At 54.4% G+C, this 18,944-nt stretch carries 20 protein-coding genes and 1 CRISPR repeat array; of the genes, 11 read left to right on the top strand and 9 right to left on the bottom strand.

Annotation, left to right across the window (positions count from 1 at the left end; genetic code table 11):
- Position 1: 1 nt before the first annotated feature.
- A CRISPR array of direct repeats spans positions 2 to 1,647; the repeat unit is 29 nt; unit sequence TTGCAATAAGACTCTAGGAGAATTGAAAG.
- A 1-nt stretch (position 1,648) separates the two neighbouring features.
- On the bottom strand, positions 1,649 to 2,305 hold the full coding sequence (locus tag F7C11_RS04490; RefSeq protein WP_297091367.1) for a PHP domain-containing protein: 657 nt from the start codon (positions 2,303 to 2,305) through the stop codon (positions 1,649 to 1,651).
- Between the two features lie 120 nt (positions 2,306 to 2,425).
- On the opposite strand from F7C11_RS04490, the gene F7C11_RS04485 reads away from it, so the two are divergent.
- The 8 genes from F7C11_RS04485 (at position 2,426) to F7C11_RS04450 (ending at position 9,967) form a co-directional block, all read left to right on the top strand.
- Positions 2,426 to 2,857 (top strand): cobalamin B12-binding domain-containing protein, encoded by a 432-nt coding sequence (locus F7C11_RS04485; RefSeq protein ID WP_297091378.1) that lies wholly within the window; start codon positions 2,426 to 2,428, stop codon positions 2,855 to 2,857.
- 47 nt (positions 2,858 to 2,904) lie between these two features.
- Positions 2,905 to 3,864 (top strand): methylmalonyl Co-A mutase-associated GTPase MeaB, encoded by a 960-nt coding sequence (meaB, locus tag F7C11_RS04480; protein ID WP_297091376.1) that lies wholly within the window; start codon positions 2,905 to 2,907, stop codon positions 3,862 to 3,864.
- Positions 3,861 to 4,262, top strand: coding sequence for a methylmalonyl-CoA epimerase (gene mce / locus F7C11_RS04475; RefSeq protein WP_297091365.1), 402 nt, complete (start codon positions 3,861 to 3,863; stop codon positions 4,260 to 4,262). The genes meaB and mce overlap by 4 nt, the downstream gene beginning before the upstream one ends.
- 172 nt (positions 4,263 to 4,434) lie before the next feature.
- Positions 4,435 to 4,860 (top strand): DUF835 domain-containing protein, encoded by a 426-nt coding sequence (locus F7C11_RS04470; protein WP_297091363.1) that lies wholly within the window; start codon positions 4,435 to 4,437, stop codon positions 4,858 to 4,860.
- Positions 4,861 to 4,918: 58 nt separating this feature from the next.
- Positions 4,919 to 8,485 carry a chromosome segregation protein SMC gene (smc, locus tag F7C11_RS04465; protein WP_297091361.1) on the top strand — a complete coding sequence of 1,189 codons (3,567 nt, stop codon included), beginning with the start codon at positions 4,919 to 4,921 and terminating at the stop codon, positions 8,483 to 8,485.
- Between the two features lie 5 nt (positions 8,486 to 8,490).
- On the top strand, positions 8,491 to 8,895 hold the full coding sequence (locus tag F7C11_RS04460; protein WP_297091359.1) for a HEPN domain-containing protein: 405 nt from the start codon (positions 8,491 to 8,493) through the stop codon (positions 8,893 to 8,895).
- Complete coding sequence (locus F7C11_RS04455) at positions 8,882 to 9,301, top strand: nucleotidyltransferase domain-containing protein (protein ID WP_297091357.1); 420 nt, start codon at positions 8,882 to 8,884, stop codon at positions 9,299 to 9,301. Before F7C11_RS04460 ends, F7C11_RS04455 begins: the two co-directional genes overlap by 14 nt.
- Positions 9,302 to 9,307: 6 nt before the next feature.
- Positions 9,308 to 9,967 (top strand): ScpA family protein, encoded by a 660-nt coding sequence (locus F7C11_RS04450; protein WP_297091355.1) that lies wholly within the window; start codon positions 9,308 to 9,310, stop codon positions 9,965 to 9,967.
- Here the strand turns inward: F7C11_RS04450 and F7C11_RS04445 are convergent.
- Positions 9,916 to 10,386: a hypothetical protein gene (locus tag F7C11_RS04445; RefSeq protein WP_297091353.1), complete on the bottom strand. Its 471-nt coding sequence runs from the start codon at positions 10,384 to 10,386 to the stop codon at positions 9,916 to 9,918. The genes F7C11_RS04450 and F7C11_RS04445 overlap by 52 nt on opposite strands.
- A gap of 49 nt (positions 10,387 to 10,435) precedes the next feature.
- On the opposite strand from F7C11_RS04445, the gene F7C11_RS04440 reads away from it, so the two are divergent.
- Positions 10,436 to 12,811, top strand: coding sequence for a DEAD/DEAH box helicase (locus tag F7C11_RS04440; RefSeq protein ID WP_297091351.1), 2,376 nt, complete (start codon positions 10,436 to 10,438; stop codon positions 12,809 to 12,811).
- 101 nt (positions 12,812 to 12,912) lie between these two features.
- Here F7C11_RS04440 and F7C11_RS04435 read toward each other — a convergent pair whose 3' ends face one another.
- On the bottom strand, positions 12,913 to 13,755 hold the full coding sequence (locus F7C11_RS04435; protein WP_297091375.1) for a M55 family metallopeptidase: 843 nt from the start codon (positions 13,753 to 13,755) through the stop codon (positions 12,913 to 12,915).
- Positions 13,756 to 13,906: 151 nt separating this feature from the next.
- Here F7C11_RS04435 and F7C11_RS04430 point away from each other — a divergent pair, with 151 nt between their 5' ends.
- Entirely contained in the window at positions 13,907 to 14,146 is a 240-nt protein-coding gene (locus tag F7C11_RS04430; RefSeq protein WP_297091373.1) for a hypothetical protein, read from the top strand.
- On the opposite strand, the gene F7C11_RS04425 is transcribed toward F7C11_RS04430, so the two are convergent.
- Positions 14,143 to 14,904 carry a geranylgeranylglyceryl/heptaprenylglyceryl phosphate synthase gene (locus F7C11_RS04425; protein WP_297091371.1) on the bottom strand — a complete coding sequence of 254 codons (762 nt, stop codon included), beginning with the start codon at positions 14,902 to 14,904 and terminating at the stop codon, positions 14,143 to 14,145. The genes F7C11_RS04430 and F7C11_RS04425 overlap by 4 nt on opposite strands.
- Entirely contained in the window at positions 14,894 to 15,343 is a 450-nt protein-coding gene (locus tag F7C11_RS04420; protein ID WP_297091349.1) for a DUF123 domain-containing protein, read from the bottom strand. Before F7C11_RS04420 ends, F7C11_RS04425 begins: the two co-directional genes overlap by 11 nt.
- Before the next feature lie 60 nt (positions 15,344 to 15,403).
- On the opposite strand from F7C11_RS04420, the gene F7C11_RS04415 reads away from it, so the two are divergent.
- Positions 15,404 to 15,796 (top strand): DUF2095 family protein, encoded by a 393-nt coding sequence (locus F7C11_RS04415; RefSeq protein WP_297091348.1) that lies wholly within the window; start codon positions 15,404 to 15,406, stop codon positions 15,794 to 15,796.
- Position 15,797: 1 nt separating this feature from the next.
- On the opposite strand, the gene F7C11_RS04410 is transcribed toward F7C11_RS04415, so the two are convergent.
- The 4 genes from F7C11_RS04410 to minD form a co-directional block, all read right to left on the bottom strand.
- A complete protein-coding gene (locus tag F7C11_RS04410; protein WP_297091347.1) occupies positions 15,798 to 17,309 on the bottom strand; it encodes an AMP phosphorylase in 1,512 nt (503 codons plus the stop codon).
- Between the two features lie 126 nt (positions 17,310 to 17,435).
- Positions 17,436 to 17,684, bottom strand: a complete 249-nt coding sequence (locus F7C11_RS04405) for a hypothetical protein (protein WP_297091345.1) — start codon at positions 17,682 to 17,684, stop codon at positions 17,436 to 17,438.
- 90 nt (positions 17,685 to 17,774) lie between these two features.
- Positions 17,775 to 18,023, bottom strand: coding sequence for a hypothetical protein (locus F7C11_RS04400; protein ID WP_297091344.1), 249 nt, complete (start codon positions 18,021 to 18,023; stop codon positions 17,775 to 17,777).
- Positions 18,023 to 18,802 carry a cell division ATPase MinD gene (gene minD, locus F7C11_RS04395; RefSeq protein ID WP_167729742.1) on the bottom strand — a complete coding sequence of 260 codons (780 nt, stop codon included), beginning with the start codon at positions 18,800 to 18,802 and terminating at the stop codon, positions 18,023 to 18,025. The genes F7C11_RS04400 and minD overlap by 1 nt, the downstream gene beginning before the upstream one ends.
- Between the last annotated feature and the right edge of the window lie 142 nt (positions 18,803 to 18,944).

Here is an 18,944-nt window from a genome sequence, read left to right as displayed (position 1 = left end):
GTTGCAATAAGACTCTAGGAGAATTGAAAGAGAACTCCCTACCGAGGTTCACAATGTAGAAGAAGTCAAGTTGCAATAAGACTCTAGGAGAATTGAAAGAGAACTCCCTACCGAGGTTCACAATGTAGAAGAAGTCAAGTTGCAATAAGACTCTAGGAGAATTGAAAGTATAAGCCTCGAACCTACCCAACTTCCGGAGCTCCCGGTTGCAATAAGACTCTAGGAGAATTGAAAGTTCAACTCATCGTCGGTAGGAGTCTTCCCAGGCGTAGTTGCAATAAGACTCTAGGAGAATTGAAAGCCGTTTAAGGTTACCCTTCCGTCCTGGAGGGTGGGCGGTTGCAATAAGACTCTAGGAGAATTGAAAGATTTGAAACGGCGTTGAGTAGAAGTATCTCACCACCACCGTTGCAATAAGACTCTAGGAGAATTGAAAGATTCATACGGGTGGCCGGGCTTCAAATCCTTAGCCGGGTTGCAATAAGACTCTAGGAGAATTGAAAGCCCCACCCCTCACGGGAGCGGTGAACGGGTGCTGGTTCCTGAGTTGCAATAAGACTCTAGGAGAATTGAAAGATGTCAAGCTTCATAGCAACCGCCTCCGGACAAGGTTGTTGCAATAAGACTCTAGGAGAATTGAAAGATAGTTTGCAGGTATTGTTATGTCTGCGAGGCCGCGTTGCAATAAGACTCTAGGAGAATTGAAAGATGATTACACAAAGCTCTACATCATCAACGATAAGGTAGGTTGCAATAAGACTCTAGGAGAATTGAAAGCTTCTCATAAGCCTCGATGTCCTCAAGCTCCTCGGGCGTTGCAATAAGACTCTAGGAGAATTGAAAGTGCAATCTTCCTCTTCATCATCAACATATTCGCCGTGGTTGCAATAAGACTCTAGGAGAATTGAAAGAGGGCTTGGTGCCTGACTCTTGCCGGGGCCCTCAGCTGTTGCAATAAGACTCTAGGAGAATTGAAAGGACCGCGACCGCTCCAGCCAAACCCTACCCCAGCCTCGTTGCAATAAGACTCTAGGAGAATTGAAAGAGACAAAGTACCTCGACATGGCTCTCCGGCACTATGAGGTTGCAATAAGACTCTAGGAGAATTGAAAGCTCTGTCACTGCCGAGTAGCGGCTGTGGCGACGGTAGTTGCAATAAGACTCTAGGAGAATTGAAAGCCGGTAAACGGCGGTTTTATACCTCATGAACCAGCGGGTTGCAATAAGACTCTAGGAGAATTGAAAGCAGAAACCTGGCAGCCTCTATAGCGGCCTCCCGTACGTTGCAATAAGACTCTAGGAGAATTGAAAGACGTTGATGTCCGTCAGCTTGATTGTAGCTTGAGGAACGTTGCAATAAGACTCTAGGAGAATTGAAAGTTAGCATTCTTTATCTGGAGTTTCCAATTCGGCTTGTTGTTGCAATAAGACTCTAGGAGAATTGAAAGGATTGTTCTAATTCGATTTCGAGTGTGACTGTGGCGGTTGCAATAAGACTCTAGGAGAATTGAAAGTCTTAAAGTTAAGACTGATGACGGGCGTATGCTGGGTTGCAATAAGACTCTAGGAGAATTGAAAGCCGGCGATCCAGACCTCGTGCTCGATGGTTGCGTTGTCGTTGCAATAAGACTCCCGACTATCGAAAAGCTCACAGAAACTCCGCGAACAGAAGGTCTTCCTTTCTTCCGCCGGCCTTTTTGAAGACCCTCTCGCTCCATCCAACGTTACCTATTCCTCTCGGCCAGTGGGCGTCGCTTGAAAAGACGAGCTTTATGCCCCTTTTTATGCACTCCCTCACAAAGTCCATCTCCGGAACCCTATAGCGGGAGCTTATCTCAAAGGCCTTCCCCCTCTCCTCGGCCAGCTCAAGGACTTCTCCGAGGTTCTCCTCGCTTGGATACCCAATGTATCTGAAGCTGGCCCCGAAGTGGCCGATTATATCCACGTTCTCGTCCAGGAGGGCGAGTTTAACCAGCTCGACGTACTCCTCGGGGTCATCGAGCCAGAGGTGGACGCTGGCTATCACGTAGTCCAGCCTTTTCCTCATGCCTCCGGCGACATCGACGCCGCTGTGGGTTACGTTGGCCTCAATCCCTGCCAGCAATACAACATCGGCCTCGTTTTTCCACCTCTCTATGTCTCTCACGTAGCGGTTGAAGGCCTTTCCGGTGAGGTAGTGGCTGTGGTCTGTTATCCCGAGGAGCTTCAGCCCCTTCTCCTCAGCGGCAGCAACGTTGTCGCCCACACTCCCGGTGCCGTCCGAGTAGGCGGTGTGGGTGTGAACGTCGTGGGGAAACCCGGGCATGTTAGGGACTTCTCGGGGAGATTAAAAAGCCTTCTGGACAAAATATCCAAAGTAAAGCCCAACCTTGAGTTTTGACAACCTTTAAATAGTCGCTAAAACAAAACCCACCCGGTGGTGAAAATGGTCGAGCGCTCCAAGGTTAGGGTTCTCGTTGCAAAGCCGGGACTTGACGGTCACGACAGGGGAGCCAAGGTCGTTGCGAGAGCCTTGCGTGACGCCGGTTTTGAGGTCATATACACCGGCATAAGGCAGACTCCGGAGCAGATTGTGGAGAGCGTCATCCAGGAGGACGTTGACGTCCTTGGAATAAGCATCCTCTCAGGTGCGCACATGGTTCTGATCCCCAAGATCCTGAGGCTCCTTGAGGAGCGCGGTATAAAGCCCAACGAGGACGTTCTCGTTATAGCTGGCGGAATAATCCCGCCCGACGACGCGGAGCAGCTTGAGAGGACCGGCGTTGCCAAGGTCTTTGGCCCGGGAAGCCCGATCAGCGACATAATAAGCTTCATAGATGAGAACGTTCCGAAGCTCAGGAAGTTCAGGTCGGCATAACCCAACCTTTATAATTTCTTCCTGGATAATTTGTCCGAGTGGTGACGATGATAGACGACCTTATAGAACGCATGCTCCAGGGAGACAGGCGCGCCACGGCTAGGCTCATAACCCTCGTCGAGAACGATGAGAAGAAGGCAAGGGAAATAATACGCAGAATCTATCCCCACACGGGAAACGCCTACATCGTAGGCATAACCGGGCCGCCGGGGGCTGGAAAATCAACCCTTCTCGACAAGCTCATCAGAGTTGCAAGGGAGGAGGGGAAGGTCGTCGGCGTGATAGCCATAGACCCCACCTCGCCGTTTACGGGCGGAGCGTTGCTCGGCGACAGGATAAGGATGCAGAGACATTCAACCGACCCCGGTGTTTTCATCAGGAGCATGGCGACCAGGGGTTCTCTCGGCGGACTGGCCAAGGCCACGAACGATGCCATAAAGGTTCTCGATGCCTACGGCTGTGACGTCATCTTCGTTGAGACCGTCGGCGTCGGTCAGATCGAGATTGACATCGTCAAGACGGCCGATACCGTGGTTCTCGTAACCGTGCCCGGTTTGGGAGATGATGTGCAGGCGATAAAGGCCGGCCTTATGGAGATAGCGGACGTGTTTGTCATCAACAAGGCCGACAAGGAAGGAGCAGATGCGACCTACTTCGAGCTCAACCTCATGCTCGACCTTGAGAAGGAGCGCTGGGAGAAGCGCGGCTGGAGGCCGCCGATAGTTGAGACCGTGGCAACCACCATGAGAGGAATCAGAGAGCTCTGGGCGGCCGTAAAGGAGCACCACGAGTTTCTTGAGCGTAGCGGTGAGATAGAGCGGAAGAGAAAGTTCCGGGCCGAGGAGGAGGTCAAGACGATAGTCTCCGGCAGGATAGCCAGGGCGATAAGCGAGAGGCTCGATGAGGAGGAGGTGGCGGCCCTGATAGAGAAGATTGTAAGGAGGGAGATGGACCCTTACTCTGCCGCGGATCTTGTACTTGAAAAAGCCCTGGGGGTGAAGGTATGATAAAGAAGATAGACCACGTTGGTATAGCCGTTAAGAACCTCGACGAGGCCATCAAGGTCTGGGAAGGCCTCGGCCTCAAGGTTGAGGAGATTGAAGAGGTGCCCGACCAGAAGGTAAGGACCGCGATAATCCACGTCGGCGAAAGCAGGATAGAGCTCCTCGAAGGAACCTCCGAGGACTCGCCGATAGCCAAGTTCATCGCCAAGCGCGGTGAGGGCATACACCACATAGCCCTCGGCGTTGATAACATCGAGGAGCACCTTGAGAAGCTCAAGGCTGAGGGATACAGGCTCATTGATGAGAAGCCCCGCATCGGTGCCGGTGGTGCGAAGATAGCGTTCGTTCACCCAAAGGCGGTAACGGGTGTGCTTCTCGAACTCTGTGAAAGGGAAAAGTGATGTCCAGAGATGCCCATTTTGGATGTATAGTCCCGTTTTTTCTCTTTAACTCGATGGTCTGAGCATCTGTGTATTTAGTCACACACAGTAATATTTATAAGAACATTAACAAACTTACTGCGGCTGTAATGTCATGATCTTGTGAGTCAAGTAATGTGCGAAGTGATGGCTTATGATGTTTAGGGGGCGGCCCCGAAGGAGGGGGTCACGGGTTATTGATTACCGCCGTCTCAACGATGTCCTCGCCAGAAATCCTCACAGGGGGAAAATACTGATAACCAGGAGACCTCCCTTTGAGGTCAAAGCCCCCAATGTCCACCATGTGTGGGTTACCAAAGTTTCCCATCCGGCGGCAGTTCCCCCCTCCCGACTCCACGTCATCGAGCAGATTGTGTGGGACCGCCTGGAGAACAACAAATCCGACGTCGTTTTGGATGCTGTTGAGTACCTGATGATAGAGAACGGTGTCGAACCCACGCTCCGGTTTGTGAGTAAGATACGGGACATGGCCATCATGCGGAACTCGGACTTTTACGTTACGGTTAGCGACGGCATAGACAGCAAGGTGCTCAACGTCCTGCGCAGAATAGTCGAGTGAGCCGCCGCAGGTAAAGTTATATAACCTATCCCGTCATTCTCCAATTTAGGTGTAGGGCATGCCGTACATCGAGAAGATTGAAATGAAAGGTTTCAAATCCTACGGTAACCGAAAGGTAGTTGTCCCGCTTTCTAAGGGGTTTACAGCGATCGTTGGTGCCAACGGTTCTGGAAAGAGCAACATTGGTGACGCCGTTCTCTTCGTTCTCGGTGGACTGTCTGCCAAAGCCATGCGTGCCACCAGGATAAGCGATTTGATCTTCGCGGGCACAAAAACGGAGGCACCGGCAAAGTACGCTGAGGTTGCGATGTACTTCAACAATGAGGACAGGGGCTTTCCCGTCGATGAAGACGAGGTCGTGATAAAGCGCCGCGTTTATCCCGACGGGAGGAGCACGTACTGGCTCAACGGCAAGAGAACCAGCAGGAGCGACATCCTCGATGTCCTCAGCGCGGCCATGATTTCGCCCGAGGGCTACAACCTCGTTCTCCAGGGCGACATCACCAAGTTCATCAAGATGAGCCCCACCGAGAGGAGGATGCTCATAGACGAAATCTCTGGAATAGCGGAGTACGACGCGAAGAAGGAGAAAGCTTTAAAGGAGCTCAAGCAGGCGGAGGAAAACCTCGCGCGTGTTGATCTGCTCATCAGGGAAGTTAAGTCCCAGCTCGACAAGCTCGAAAAGGAGCGCAACGACGCTTTGAGGTACCTCGACCTTAAGGAGCGTGTTGAAAAGGCCAAAGTAACGCTTCTCCTGGCCGAGATAAGGAAGCTGAAGTCCCTGATCGAGGAGAACACCCTCCGCGACAAGGAGATAGAGGCGGAGATAGCGGCCATAGAGGAACGCCTCAAGGACATAGCCAAGGAGATAGTCGCCAAGGAGAAGGAACTCAACGCCATCGAGAAGGAGCTTGAGGAGAAGAGCGATGACGGCATCCTTGAGGTTACCCGGAAGATCAGCGAGGTTCAGTCGAAGATCGAGATGGCAAGGAAGAACATCGAGCTGGCTAAGAAGGAGATAGAGGACAGCCAGCACAGGCTCGCCAAGACCAAGGAGGAGCTGAAGAAGGTCTCGGAGGAGATAGAAAAGAGCAAAAACGCCATCCAGCGCTGGACAAAGAGGCGCGAGAGGCTCAAGGCAGAGATCAAGGAGAAGGAGGTTGTTAAGAACGAGCTGGTCATCAAGCTCGGGGAGATAGACAGGGACTTTGCGATAGCCAAGCAGGACTTCGACAAGGTCGTCGATGAGCTTGAAGAGGCCAAGAAGGAGCTCTACATGAAGGAGAGCGATATCAGGAAGTTCGAGGAAGAGATAGAGCGCCTTAAGGCCAAGATCGCTCAGGATAGCGCCAGGAGAACGGCGCTCAAGTCCAAAATCAGTGAGGCCAAAAAGTCCCTTGAGGCCAAGCGCTCCGAGCTCGGAGAGATAGAGGGGAAGATGTCCAAGGGCGAGGCCAGGCTTAGAAAAGCCGAGAAGGAGCTTGAGGAGAAGACCAAAGCCCTCAGAAGGGTCGAGGGAGAGCTCTCCAAGGCCAGGGAGGAGCTCATCAAGGCCGAGGCTCAGAGAGAGGTCCGCGGAAATCGTGCGGTCGAGTTCCTCAAGAACCAGAACATCCCGGGCCTCTACGGGCCCCTCGGGGAGCTGATAACCGTCGCGGACAAGGACTACGCTTTGGCGGTGGAGGTCGCCCTCGGCGGGAACTACGACAACGTCGTGGTGGAGGACGACCGGGTCGCCGAAAAGGCCATCAGGCTCCTCAAGGAGAGAAAGCTCGGAAGGCTCACATTCCTCCCGCTCAACAAGATAAAGCCCCGTTCGATGCGCGAGAAGCCCTCCCTTGGAATCCCTGCGATGGACGTCGTCCAGTACGACCCGCGCTTTAAGAACGCCGTCGCCTACGCCCTCGGGGATACGCTCATCGTGAACGATATGGACGAGGCAAGGACCGTTGGAATCGGGAAGGTTCGCATGGTGACCCTCGGCGGTGAGCTCCTTGAGAGGAGCGGAGCGATAACCGGCGGCCACTACAGGCCAAGGGGCAAGCTCGGGGTAAACGTCGATGAGATAAGGAAGAGGGTCGAGAAGCTCGAACGCGAGAAAGAGGCTCTGGAGTCTTCAGTCAACGCGCTCAGGATCGAGGTTAAGGGCCTTCAGAACGAGCTCTTCGAGCTTCGCATGAAGAAGAGCGACCTGAGCAAGGACCTGCAGGTCGTTCAGAGGGAGATGGAGCGTCTCCTCTCTGAGGACAGAGCCCTCAAGGAGTCCATTGAGGAGAGTGAGAAGCTCATTGAGGTGCTTGAGAAGAGGATTCACGGGACAAAGGGGGACATGGCGAAGCTCAGGGGAAGGATAGAGCGGCTTGAGAAGAAGAAGGAGCGGCTTAAGAAGGCCCTGGAGAACCCGGAGGCGAGGGAGCTGAACCAGCGCATAAGGGAAGTTGAGCACGAGATAAGCAAGCTCAGGGAGGAGCTGGGCAAGGTCGAGAGCAAGCTTGAAAACCTTGAGATAAGGATAAACGAGGAGCTCCTTCCGAGGAAGGCCGACCTTGAGGAGGAGATAGAGGGACTCGTGAACAGGATAAACGCACTCAAGGCCAACATCACCGAGAACGAGAAGGCCATTAAGGAGTTCGAGAAGGAACTTGAGGAGCTTAGAAAGGCCGAGGAGAGCGTTAAGGACGAGCTCAAAGAGCTCCGCGAGAGGCGTGAGAGGGTCAAGAACGAAATAATCGACCTCCGCTCGGAGAAGGACGAACTCAACTCCAAGCTCCAGGAGCTTCGCATAGAGGCCAACACCCTCAAGATAAAGCTCGCCCAGTACGAGGCGACGCTGAAGGAGAAGCAGGACGAGCTCAAGCACCACGATGCCAGGCTCATCAGGTCAATAAAGGAAGTCCCGCTGGAGCTTGAGGCCCTGAGGGAGCAGATAGAAAAGATGGAGGAGGAGATACGCTCCCTTGAGCCCGTCAACATGAAGGCCATCGAGGACTTCGAGGTGGTCGAGAGACGTTACCTTGAGCTGAAGAGCAAGCGCGAGCAGGTGGTTGCTGAGAAGGAGAGCATCGAGGAGTTCATCGAGGAGATAGAGGGACAGAAGAGGAACGTCTTTATGCAGACCCTCAGCGAGATAGCCAAGAACTTCTCGGAGCTCTTCGCCAAGCTCTCTCCGGGAGGAAGCGCCAGGCTCATCCTTGAGAACCCTGAGGATCCGTTCGCGGGCGGCCTTGAGATAGAGGCGAAGCCCGCAGGAAAGGACGTCAAGAGGATAGAGGCAATGAGCGGCGGTGAGAAGGCCTTAACTGCCCTCGCCTTCGTCTTCGCGATACAGCGCTACAAGCCCGCGCCGTTCTACCTCTTCGACGAGATCGATGCACACCTCGACGACGCCAACGTCAAGCGCGTCGCTGACCTCATCAAGGAGGCCTCCCAGAACAGCCAGTTCATCGTGATAACCCTGAGGGACGTCATGATGGCCAACGCGGACAAGATCATCGGCGTCAGCATGAGGAACGGTGTGTCCAGGGTGGTAGCGCTCAGCCTTGAGAAGGCTATGAAGATCCTCGAAGAGGCCAGGAAGAGGAGCGAGGCGGAGCATAAAGAGATGTTCGGTCACCTGAGCGGGTGAACTCAATGTTTGACAGAGAAGAGTTCGAGCGGTGGCTGTCTCAGGCTGAATATACCCTCAGAAGTGCCGAGAATGACTTGAATTCCAAATTTTATTCATGGGCCTGCTTTAAGGCCCAGCAGGCGGCAGAGTACGCCGTCAAGGCTTTGCTCTTTGGGATGGGGGTCATGGCTTACGGCCATTCAATAAAGAAACTGCTCGACATACTATCCAAAGAGATCGAGGTTCCAGAGGAGCTTTTTGACAATGCCAGGATGCTGGACAGGCATTATATCCCCCCACGATACCCTGACGCATACATAGAAGGTGCTCCCTACGAGTACTACGGGGAGAAGGATGCCCTTGAGGCCCTCACCTCTGCACGCGAGGTCATCGCTTTTGTGAGGAGGATGGCGGATGAGGCCAAGTGAACTGCCGTACTGGGGAGACATCCAGAAGTACGTGGAAGCCATCAAAGCATCACTTCGGCCAAAATTAATATTGCTGTACGGTTCACTGGCAAGGGGAACCTTCGGGCTGGGGAGTGACGTTGATATCCTCGTGATAGCCGAAAACCTCCCCAAAAACCCAAACGAACGCTTAAAGCTTCTCTACGACCTCGATAGAACCCATGCTCCAATCGATGCCAAAGCATACACTCCGGAGGAAGTTAAGAGGATGCTTCTCAAGGGACATCCCCTAATAATGGACGCTCTGGAAGATGGGGAGGTTCTCTACGCCGATGAAGATTATCTCAGAAAGCTTATGGCGATGTTCAAGATGGCCAAGAAAAAATTCCGCCGTTTTGAGAGGGGCTGGATTAGGATTGAGAGGTGAAAACCTATGGAATCGCGCCGTGAGGAGGAGATAACTCCCGTTGACATTCTCCTCCAGCTCGTCACCATGGGCAAGGTTGACCCCTGGAACATAGACATCGTTGACCTGACCGAGAAGTACATAGAACGGCTGAGGGAGATGAAGGAGCTGGACCTCCGCGTCTCAGCGAGAGCCATCCTGGCGGCATCAATACTTGTCAGGATGAAGAGCGAAGCTTTGCTCCACGCCGACGAGGAGGAAGAGGAGGAACACCACGAGGAGCGCATAAGGGTGGATGTTGAGCCTTTAGCCCCTCCGCTCAGGAGGGTCGAGCGCTACTACACCTTCGACGACCTCCTGGATGCACTCATGGATGCCCTTGAGGAGGCCGAGAAGAGGAAGCCGCGGAGGAGAAAGAAGGTCGAGATAGAGGAGGAGGTATTCGTCGTCGACGACTTCCGCGTTGACATCGAGAAGCACGTGTACAGGCTCCACGAGATAGTCGTTAACATGTACAGGGAAACGAGGGAGCCCATAAACTTCTGGGACTTGGTCTTCGACCCAACGCCGAAGATAGTCGCCAGAACCTTCCTCTACCTCCTGTTCCTCTCCAACATGGGCAAGGTTGACCTCATTCAGGAGGAGCCCTTTGGGGAGATATTCGTTGTACCCGTGGAGGAGGCCTGATCCCTTTCCTCCCTCTTTGCCGGCCTTATTGTTATGACCAGCAGGGGTTCCTCCCGCCCGATATAGAGGCTCTTCTTTTCCCGGTTCATGTAGAAACAGTACCTCCCGTCAGGAAGGCCTTCAACGAATTTCCGTGGGATTGTGTGCCTTGCCGTTCTCCCATCGAAGAAGACGCAGTCGTAGGCCTCGGAAATCCCGGAGACCCTCTCCCTGATTTCCTCCAGGGATAGCATCTCGCATTCGAGCCTGGCACAGACCAGACTCTTTCTCCCGTCTGTGAGGATTACTACCTTCTCGTTCACCTCTATCCTCCGCGAGCGGTCGAGGAAGTCCCACAGCTCGGCGTATATGCGTTCGAGCCTCCGCCTCTTCGCCAGCCTTTTGACGAGCCTTTCCCTGGCGTGCCTCGTGAGGAGCATGCCCTAACTTCGTCCGAGAATTTATAAACTTCGCCGAGGATATAGGCACATGTACCTTCGCCGCGATCTAATCGAGCCCCGCGTTTATCAGGAGGTAATCTACGCCCGCTGTAAGGACACCAACTGCCTCGTCGTCCTGCCAACGGGCCTTGGAAAGACGCTTATAGCCATGCTTATAGCCGATTACAGGCTCTCAAAGTACGGCGGCAGGGTTCTCATGCTTGCCCCTACGAAGCCCCTTGCGCTCCAGCACGCCGAGAGCTTTAGGCGGCTCTTCGACCTTCCCCCGGAGAGAATCAACGTCCTCACGGGCGAGCTCTCACCCAAACAAAGGGCCGAGCTGTGGGAAAGAAGCACGATAGTAACCGCCACGCCCCAAACCGTTGAAAACGACATCCTTACGGGGAAAATCTCCCTGGAGGACGTTGTCCTTCTCGTTTTTGACGAGGCCCATAGGGCGGTTGGCAACTACTCCTACGTATTCATCGCCAGGGAGTACCTAAGAACTGCCAGGCACCCGCTCGTCCTCGGCCTCACTGCATCCCCGGGAAGCGACGAGGAGAGGATACGGGAGATAATCAGGAACCTCGGGATAGAGCACATCGAGATAAGGACCGAGAGCTCTCCCGACGTCAGGCCATACGTGCAGAGAATGAGCTTTGAGTGGGTGAAGGTCGAACTCCCCGGCATCTACAAGGAGGTGCGGAAACTTTTGAGGGAGATGCTCAAGGAGAGCCTCAAACCCCTCGCTCAGTTCAAGCTTGTCTCCACTTACTCGCCGGATATATCGAAGAGGGAGGTTCTCCAGGCCGGTTCAAAGATAAACCAGGAGGTCGCGAGGGGCAACTACGAGCTCGGCCGGCTCAGGATGTACCAGGCGAAGGCCGTGAAGCTCCAGCACGCGATAGAGCTGCTCGAAACCCAGGGGCTAACCGCGCTGAGGGCCTACCTCAAGAAGCTCCGCGAGGACAAGAGGACGAAGTCGAGCAGGCAGCTAATGGAAGACCCCCGCATGAGGAAGGTTATATACCTCCTCGTCCAGGCGAAGGAGCTTGGCCTCGACCACCCGAAGATGGAGAGCATGCTAAAGCTGGTTAAGGGACAGCTGAAGAAAAAGCCGAACTCAAAAATTATAGTCTTCACGAACTACCGGGACACCGGGAGGAAAATCGTTGAGGTTCTCCGAGGGGAGGGAATAACGGCCGAGCGCTTCATCGGTCAGGCGAGCAGGAGCAACGACAGGGGCATGAGCCAGAGGGAGCAGAAGGAAGCCCTTGAGAGGTTCTCGCGCGGCGAGTTCAACGTTTTGGTCGCGACGAGCGTGGGTGAGGAAGGTCTCGACGTGCCCGAGGTCGACCTCGTCGTATTTTACGAGCCGGTGCCCTCCGCAATAAGGAGCATCCAGAGGCGCGGACGAACCGGGAGGCACAGGCCGGGAAGGGTCGTCATCCTGATGGCCAAAGGAACCCGCGATGAGGCCTACTACTGGAGCTCAAAGCGTAAGGAGAAGGGGATGTTTGATGCCATAAGAAAGCTCGCCCGGGAGCTTGAGAAGGCTCATCCGGGGAGGGGTAAAATAAGAGAAAGGACAGCGGAGCGTGTTGAGATGCCCTCAAAGGGAAGGGTAACGTCCCTCGATGAGTTCCTGAAACCGAAGGAAAAGCCCGGGAAGGTTGAGAAGAAGGTGGAAAAGACCGAAAAGCCCGCGCCTCCCGGAGAGGGGGTCTACGAAAAGCTCCCGATAAAGCCGGTCTTCGTGAGGAAGCCCAAGGGTATAGTCGTTTACGTCGACAGTCGCGAGCTCAGGAGCGGCGTTCCAAAGCACCTGAAGGAGCTGGGGGCGGAGATCGAGGTCAGAACCCTCGATGTTGCCGACTACGTTGTGAGCGAGGAGGTCGGGATAGAGAGGAAGAGCGCCAACGACTTCATACAGTCCATCATCGACGGCAGGCTCTTCGACCAGGTGGAGCGATTAAGGAAAGCCTACGAAAAGTCGGTGATAATCATAGAGGGCGAGCTTTACGGCATAAGGAACGTTCACCCAAACGCTATCAGGGGAGCAATAGCGGCGGTGACCATCGACTGGAGCGTACCGATACTGTTCTCGTCTGGAACGGAAGAGACCGCCCAGTTCATTTACCTCTTGGCGAAGCGCGAGCAGGAGGAGAGGAAGAAGGAAGTTCGCCTCAGGAGCGAGAAGAAGGCTTTGACCCTCGCCGAGAGACAGAGGCTCATCGTTGAGGGCCTCCCCTACGTCTCGTCCACACTCGCGAAGAGGCTCCTCCGGCACTTCGGAAACGTTGAGCGCGTTTTCACCGCCACGGAGGAGGAGCTCCAGGAAGTTGAGGGGATAGGCAAAAAGAAGGCGAGGGAGATAAGAAAGGTGATAACGGCACCCTACGTTGAGGACGAGGACAAAGCTTAAGGCCGGGTTCTGTGGAAATTAAAGTGCCCCCGGGAAACCGCGGGGGATGAGCGCCTCGGCGAGCCGTGATTCCCCTTCGCTCCCCGGGGGCACACTTCCTGTTACCTTGTGACTATGGCGTTCACTCCCGCTGCAGCTAAGGTGAGCAGCTCGAAAACCTTGTAGGCTTCCTCAAGGTTTCTGGCCTCGAACTCTACGGTTTTTCCATCCACGCGCCTCACGAAAGGCAGCAGTTCAGCCGTGTCCGCCATGTCGCTTCTGAGGAAGCGGACCTTAACGTGAACGTGTTTCCTCGTCACGAGCGGCTTTGCCTCTCCCCTCCTCAGCCTTTCGACGGCCTCGGCAACGCCGTCCCTCAGCATCGTTTTTATCCTGCCCATCCCTGGGCTCTTGGCGGCGTAGCGCGAGGGGGACTCTTTGAAGGGGACGCCGACGACCCAGGGGGTGAAGGCTTTGACGTCCGTTTCTATCAATCTCTTATCGCCACCGACAAGAATCGCGGGAATTCCCCAGCTCCCCAGGAGGTAGGCGTTGAGCAGAAACTCGCTCACCTCGACGCCGTTGATTTCAAGCCTGTCCACGCTCGCCCCGCTGTACGTGTGGTCGAAGGTCGCTCTGTCCGTTCCTGCCTTGGCGTGGTATCCGAGGAAGAGCGCTGCGTCGCTCCCCTTTGCAAAGGCCACCATGCTGAGCGGTCTCGGAAAGCCCCTGACCAGCTCGACGTACTCGGGCATCTCCTCCGGAAGGATGTTGACCATCGGCCCGTGGCTGTCGGCTACGATGATCTCGTCAAAACCGTTTTCGTGCAGCGCCTCGGCCGTGACCTTCACTATCTCCGTCGCTATCTTCCTTGCCTCCGGGTACAGGGCGCCCTTGACGAACAGGTGCTGCCGGCTGACTATGTACGGCAGGCCCTCAAGGTCGAGGGATATGAACGCACGCATCGACATCACCACGATAAAAATCGAAGCGATAAAAGATAAGTCTTGTGGTGAGCGATATAACCGACGGGAATATAAGGAACGAAATTCGATAATTCCCGCTCATGAAAAGGGTTATATAGGCCTTTTTTCATAAAATAGAGTGGTGATGGGTATGCAAATTGTTGAACTAGACATTAAATTGCCCTACGACGGAAGGGGAAAGATTCTGGGCCGTCTTTATGAAAAGGTTAGGGGTAAGATTCGGGACATACACTTCTTCCCGCCCGATGCAAAGGGCATCAGTGAAATCAGGATGGAGATAGTGGAGGACGATGCCCCCAGGCTCCTCTCGGAGCTCAGGAAGATAATCAAGGACGGAAAGATAACCTTCAAAGTCCTCTCCGAGGCCTAACCCTTTATCCCCTTATTGAGCTCTTCCAGCTTTTCTCTGGCCTTCTCAAGCGAACCCGCCTTCTCAATAGCCGTCCCGGTGACTATTATATCCGCCCCGGCCTCGATCGCTTTTCTCGCCTGCTCCCCGGTTCTTATGCCGCCCCCGACTATGAGGGGAACGTCTATAACCTTCCTGACGAGGGAAATCATCTCGGGCGGAACGGGCTCCCTCGCCCCGCTTCCCGCCTCCAGGTAGACGAGACGCATCCCGAGGTACTGGCCGGCCAGGGCGTAGGCCGCTGCAATCTTCGGCTTGTGTCTTGGGATTGGCTTGGCGTCACCTACCCACCCCACCGTTTCTCCCGGTTCGACAATCAGATACGCCATAGGTATGGGCTCTATGCCGTAGCGCTTAACTGTGAACGCCCCCAGTGCCTGGGAACCGGTTATGAAGAACGGGTTGGTTGAATTGAGCAGGCTCATGAAGAATATGGCATCCGCGTGCCTGCTTATTCCCCCGTGGGAGCCGGGAAAGAGTATTGTGGGAAGGCCTGAGCTCTCTTTTATGGCTTTCACAACACCGTCCAGAACGTCTCCCTCAGCCCCCGTCGAGCCGCCTATCATTATCGCATCCGCGCCGGCTTCCTCACTCATCCTGGCTATCTCTCCGGCAACGTCGGGGGTAACGTCGTCTGGGTCAATGAGAACAAAGTGGAGTTTTTCCCTTCTGAGCTTTTCATGGATGTACGACTCGACCCTTCCCAGTTCAAGCTTCATTTTTCCCACCGAATTCTATAGCTTCCTTCCCGCTTTTAACCCTTTTCCATTTCAGGCGGAGATTTTCGAGTATTCCGACTAGGATCGCGTCCGGTTCTTCCTCGAATCTGTAGAGGTTCGTCTCCACCTTAACGTCACTGGCACCGAAACCTTCCACGGCCTCTCCGTGCCTAGAGACCTCGACGGAGAGCTTCTCCTCAAGCCTCTCTCCGCTGGGAATCATGTAAGCCCTCAGGAGTTCTGCATCCCTAAGGAGGAAGTCTATGTGCCAGTGGAGCTTTTTGTCTTTTTTGAAGTGCCTGGCAACCCGTTTCTCAAGGGAGTTCATGGCGGAGCCGACGTAGACGTAGTAGCCCCTCCTTAAAACGAACCTCCTGCCCTTTGTGGCTATCTCCATCTCATCAGGAAGATGGATAACGAGGAAGTACGCACCCTTCATGGGAATGACTCTCACTCAGGGTTTATAAACTCATGACCTAACTCTTTACCGGTGTGACGTATGGACGAAAAGAAAAAGAAGCGCCCCATTGACGAGTTTGCCTGGCAGGAGTACGACAGGGACGAGTTCGAGGAGCGCTTTCCGGCTCTGGCAAAGGAGCTTGAGGAAGAGGGCGTCCCGATAGACGCGTACAGGACGAGCGAGAAAAAGGCGATTGCAGAGGAGGATGAGATGCGGGACTTCTCTGGCTACAACCCAACGATCATAGACTTCCTCAGGAGATGCGAAACGGACGACGAGGCACTTGAGATAATCAACTGGATGGAGGAGCGCGGTGAGATAACCCACGAGATGGCCAAGGAGCTCCGTATAACCCTCGTCCAGAAGGGTGTGAGGGCTTTTGGTTCCAAAAAGGAGTGGGGATGGTACGAGAGGCACAGAAAAAGGGAATGATTCAGATGTTTCCTATCCTTTGAAGGACCATCCCCTCTATCCGTATCGGCTCCGTTCTCCTAGCGAGGACTATCGCCTGATCGAGCCTCGCCTCGCTCTCGGCGTGTATGGTGAACAACGGGTCGCCCTCCTTGACCTTCTCTCCAACCTTGACGTAGAGTTCTATTCCGGCTCCCTTGTCCTCGGGAGCACCTGCGGCCCTTGCTATTCCCGTGATGGCCCTGTTGTCTATTCCGGTTATGTAGCCGCTGGTTGGTGCGGTGAAGGTGTATGTCTTGTCCCCGACGGGTATCTCCTCGGGCTTGATGTCCGGGTTCCCGCCCTGCTCCTCTATAATCTCCCTCATCTTCTGGTAGGCCTTGCCGCTTTCGAGAATCTCCCTGGCCATCTTCTTGCCCATTCCGGTCGGTGCAACTCCGCCCATCTCAAGGAGGATGCCGGCAAGCCCCGTGGCCTTCTCTATCAGGCTTCCGGGCCCTTTGCCGGTCATGAGAGCTGAGAGGGCTTCCCTCGCCTCCAGTGCCGGTCCCACGGTGTGGCCTATCGGCTGGCCGCCGTAGGTTATGGCCACCTCCACGTACTGGCCGAGCCTTCTGCCGAGCTCTATGAAGTCCCTGGAGAGTGCCCTTGCCTGGTCGACGGTCTCGACCTTGACTCCCTTGCCGGTCGGGATATCGATGAGCACGTACTGGCTCCCCATGGCGTATTTCTTGGACATTATACTGGCCAGCATCAGACCGGTTGGGTCGATACTCAGTGCGCGCTCGGCCTTGATTGTTATGTCGTCCGCCGGAGCGAGGTTCAGGGCGCCGCCCCAGACCATACAGGCGCCTATCTTCTCCACTATACGCTTTATCTCGTCGAGGGAGAAGCTAACATCCGCGAAAACCTCGACGACGTCCGCCGTTCCGGCGGCGCTGGTTATAGCCCTTGAGCTGGTCTTCGGTATCGTCAATCCGGCGGCGGCAACGATGGGCACGACGAGTATGTTGGTCTTGTTTCCGGGAACGCCGCCGATGCTGTGGACGTCCATTATGGGCTTCCTGTCGATGTCGAGCATGTCGCCGGTCTCGGCCATCGCTATCGTCAGCGCCGCTATCTCGTCCATGTCAAGGCCGTTTATCTCAAGCGAGGTGACGAAGGAGCTTATCTCGATGTCGCGGAGCTTCCTGTCCACGATGTCCTTTATTATTGCCTCTATCTCAACCTTCCTGAGCTTTTCTCCGCGCATCTTCTTTTTGATGTAGCGGACGCTCTCCGGAGTGCCGCTGGGTATTACAGTGACGACCTCCCCCTCCGAGAAGCTGTGGAGCCCGAGTATGTCCTTGCTTATACCTATCTCGCCCTCCTTTACGAGGTTGCTCACAACAACACTGCCATAGACCGTCTTTTTGCCTGCCTCGATCTTCACTAGGTCGTCCGGATGCAGCTTGGCCTTTTTGGCTTCCTTCTCATTTATGAAGACAGAATACCTCCCGCTGTACATGTCGAGTATCCTAACCTTGGCCTTCATTTCTATCCCTCCTTTTACACACGAGTTCACACTATTGAACAGAAGAGTACTTAAATGTTTTCGACTGGTTGGCTGTTAAAGTGAGCGAAACTGTCCATAGAGCTTGGCAGAGAAATGTAAAAAGAATCAGCTGCTGATGCCGTGTCCATACTCAGCAACGGTCAGCACGTCTGCATGGAGTTCGCCGGTGCTCAGAAGAGCCCTCACGATGTCTGGCACCACCTCCCTCACAGCCGGGGGGAGTAGTCCCTCTCCTCTGATGTAGTACCTGATAACCTCACTGAGGGGGGCGCTTACGAGTCTCCCTTTAAAAACCCGAACAACCTTGTTATCCACCTCGACTATCCTGTCCGGATAGCCGAGCCTAACCTTCATAGCGCCCCACCTCCAGATTAGGGTTAATGTAGAAGGCCTTTTAAAGTTTAACGCTACAGAAATGTTTAATAACAAAAGGATTAGAAAAGCTCAGAGGTTCCTGACTTCCTCGTCTATGGACTCCTCAAGGGTTTTCTCCCACTCTTCTACGTCGAAGTCAACGAGCTCGCTCTCAAGGTCCTCCTTGAGGCTGGTGACACGCCTCTTGAGGGCGCTCTTGGTTTCTTCGTCGTAAACAACGTAGTACGGGTTGCTCTTGGCCGAGTAGTAGAGCATGAGGAGGACGATGTTGAGCACGATGAGGATGACCACTATCCCGTAGAGCAGTGCCTCGGCCATTACCTCTTCCCTCCAAACAGCGCTTTGAACACCCTCTTTATCGGGCTCTCTGGCTCGGGTGCCTGCCACCTAATTCCTGCGAGCTTGGCTGCGAGCTGCTTGATCGCTATGGCCGCCGGGCTGGTCGGGTTCTTGATGACGAGCGGCACACCATAGGCGGAGGCGCGCTTGACCTCCGGGTCTTCGGGTATCATGGCGAGAACCGGCACTTCCAGGATGGCCTCTATCTCCTCCTGGGTCAGCTCGGTCTTCTCATTTGTGACCCTGTTGAGTATGGCTCCAAGCGGGAGGGTTCCGAGCTTTTCCGCTATGAGCTTGGTCTTGAGAGAGTCCGTAATGGCCGAGATCTCCGGGTTGGTGACGATTATCAGCTCCTTGCCAATGAGGAGCGCCGTAACTGATGTCATCTCAAGGCCGGCCGGGGCATCGATGAGAACAAAGTCAGCCATCTGTCCGATTTCCCTGATCAACTGCCTGAGTCTCTCTGGCTTGGCCTTTTTGATCTTCTCAAGGCTCAATCCACCGGGAATTACCTTGACCCCGGCGGGACCCTCGTAGATTGCATCCTTGAGATCGGCCTCCCCTGCCAGAACATCGTGGAGCGTTATTGGTATATCCTCCATACCGAGAACAAGGCTGAGATTTGCCATGGTTATATCGGCATCCAGCAGGATGACCTCCTTTCCAAACTGGGCCAGGGCAACACCCAGATTGGCAACAGTCGTTGTTTTACCCGTTCCACCTTTTCCCGATGCAAAAACAATTGAGCGACCTTCCAAAGTTAACACCCCCGGTATGAGCGGTGACCGCCCTTTCCTATAAAGCGTTTCTGAACTTTTTTAATTTTATCCGGAGTACTGCTTTTGTGTGTATGAAGTATGCAGGCAATGCTTTTATTTTTTGCGGTTCATCCAGAGAGAG

This window comes from Thermococcus sp. (assembly GCF_015521605.1).
In the GTDB taxonomy this organism is placed as follows: domain Archaea; phylum Methanobacteriota_B; class Thermococci; order Thermococcales; family Thermococcaceae; genus Thermococcus.
This window is presented reverse-complemented; position numbering and strand designations above follow the sequence as displayed.

Excerpts from the sequence above, each read along its gene's own strand:
- F7C11_RS04490 (WP_297091367.1), bottom strand. The coding sequence starts at position 2,305 with ATGCCCGGGTTTCCCCACGACGTTCACACCCACACCGCCTACTCGGAC.
- F7C11_RS04485 (WP_297091378.1), top strand. The coding sequence starts at position 2,426 with ATGGTCGAGCGCTCCAAGGTTAGGGTTCTCGTTGCAAAGCCGGGACTT.
- meaB (WP_297091376.1), top strand. The coding sequence starts at position 2,905 with ATGATAGACGACCTTATAGAACGCATGCTCCAGGGAGACAGGCGCGCC.
- mce (WP_297091365.1), top strand. The coding sequence starts at position 3,861 with ATGATAAAGAAGATAGACCACGTTGGTATAGCCGTTAAGAACCTCGAC.
- F7C11_RS04470 (WP_297091363.1), top strand. The coding sequence starts at position 4,435 with ATGATGTTTAGGGGGCGGCCCCGAAGGAGGGGGTCACGGGTTATTGAT.
- smc (WP_297091361.1), top strand. The coding sequence starts at position 4,919 with ATGCCGTACATCGAGAAGATTGAAATGAAAGGTTTCAAATCCTACGGT.
- F7C11_RS04460 (WP_297091359.1), top strand. The coding sequence starts at position 8,491 with ATGTTTGACAGAGAAGAGTTCGAGCGGTGGCTGTCTCAGGCTGAATAT.
- F7C11_RS04455 (WP_297091357.1), top strand. The coding sequence starts at position 8,882 with ATGAGGCCAAGTGAACTGCCGTACTGGGGAGACATCCAGAAGTACGTG.
- F7C11_RS04450 (WP_297091355.1), top strand. The coding sequence starts at position 9,308 with ATGGAATCGCGCCGTGAGGAGGAGATAACTCCCGTTGACATTCTCCTC.
- F7C11_RS04445 (WP_297091353.1), bottom strand. The coding sequence starts at position 10,386 with ATGCTCCTCACGAGGCACGCCAGGGAAAGGCTCGTCAAAAGGCTGGCG.
- F7C11_RS04440 (WP_297091351.1), top strand. The coding sequence starts at position 10,436 with ATGTACCTTCGCCGCGATCTAATCGAGCCCCGCGTTTATCAGGAGGTA.
- F7C11_RS04435 (WP_297091375.1), bottom strand. The coding sequence starts at position 13,755 with ATGCGTGCGTTCATATCCCTCGACCTTGAGGGCCTGCCGTACATAGTC.
- F7C11_RS04430 (WP_297091373.1), top strand. The coding sequence starts at position 13,907 with ATGCAAATTGTTGAACTAGACATTAAATTGCCCTACGACGGAAGGGGA.
- F7C11_RS04425 (WP_297091371.1), bottom strand. The coding sequence starts at position 14,904 with ATGAAGCTTGAACTGGGAAGGGTCGAGTCGTACATCCATGAAAAGCTC.
- F7C11_RS04420 (WP_297091349.1), bottom strand. The coding sequence starts at position 15,343 with ATGAAGGGTGCGTACTTCCTCGTTATCCATCTTCCTGATGAGATGGAG.
- F7C11_RS04415 (WP_297091348.1), top strand. The coding sequence starts at position 15,404 with ATGGACGAAAAGAAAAAGAAGCGCCCCATTGACGAGTTTGCCTGGCAG.
- F7C11_RS04410 (WP_297091347.1), bottom strand. The coding sequence starts at position 17,309 with ATGAAGGCCAAGGTTAGGATACTCGACATGTACAGCGGGAGGTATTCT.
- F7C11_RS04405 (WP_297091345.1), bottom strand. The coding sequence starts at position 17,684 with ATGAAGGTTAGGCTCGGCTATCCGGACAGGATAGTCGAGGTGGATAAC.
- F7C11_RS04400 (WP_297091344.1), bottom strand. The coding sequence starts at position 18,023 with ATGGCCGAGGCACTGCTCTACGGGATAGTGGTCATCCTCATCGTGCTC.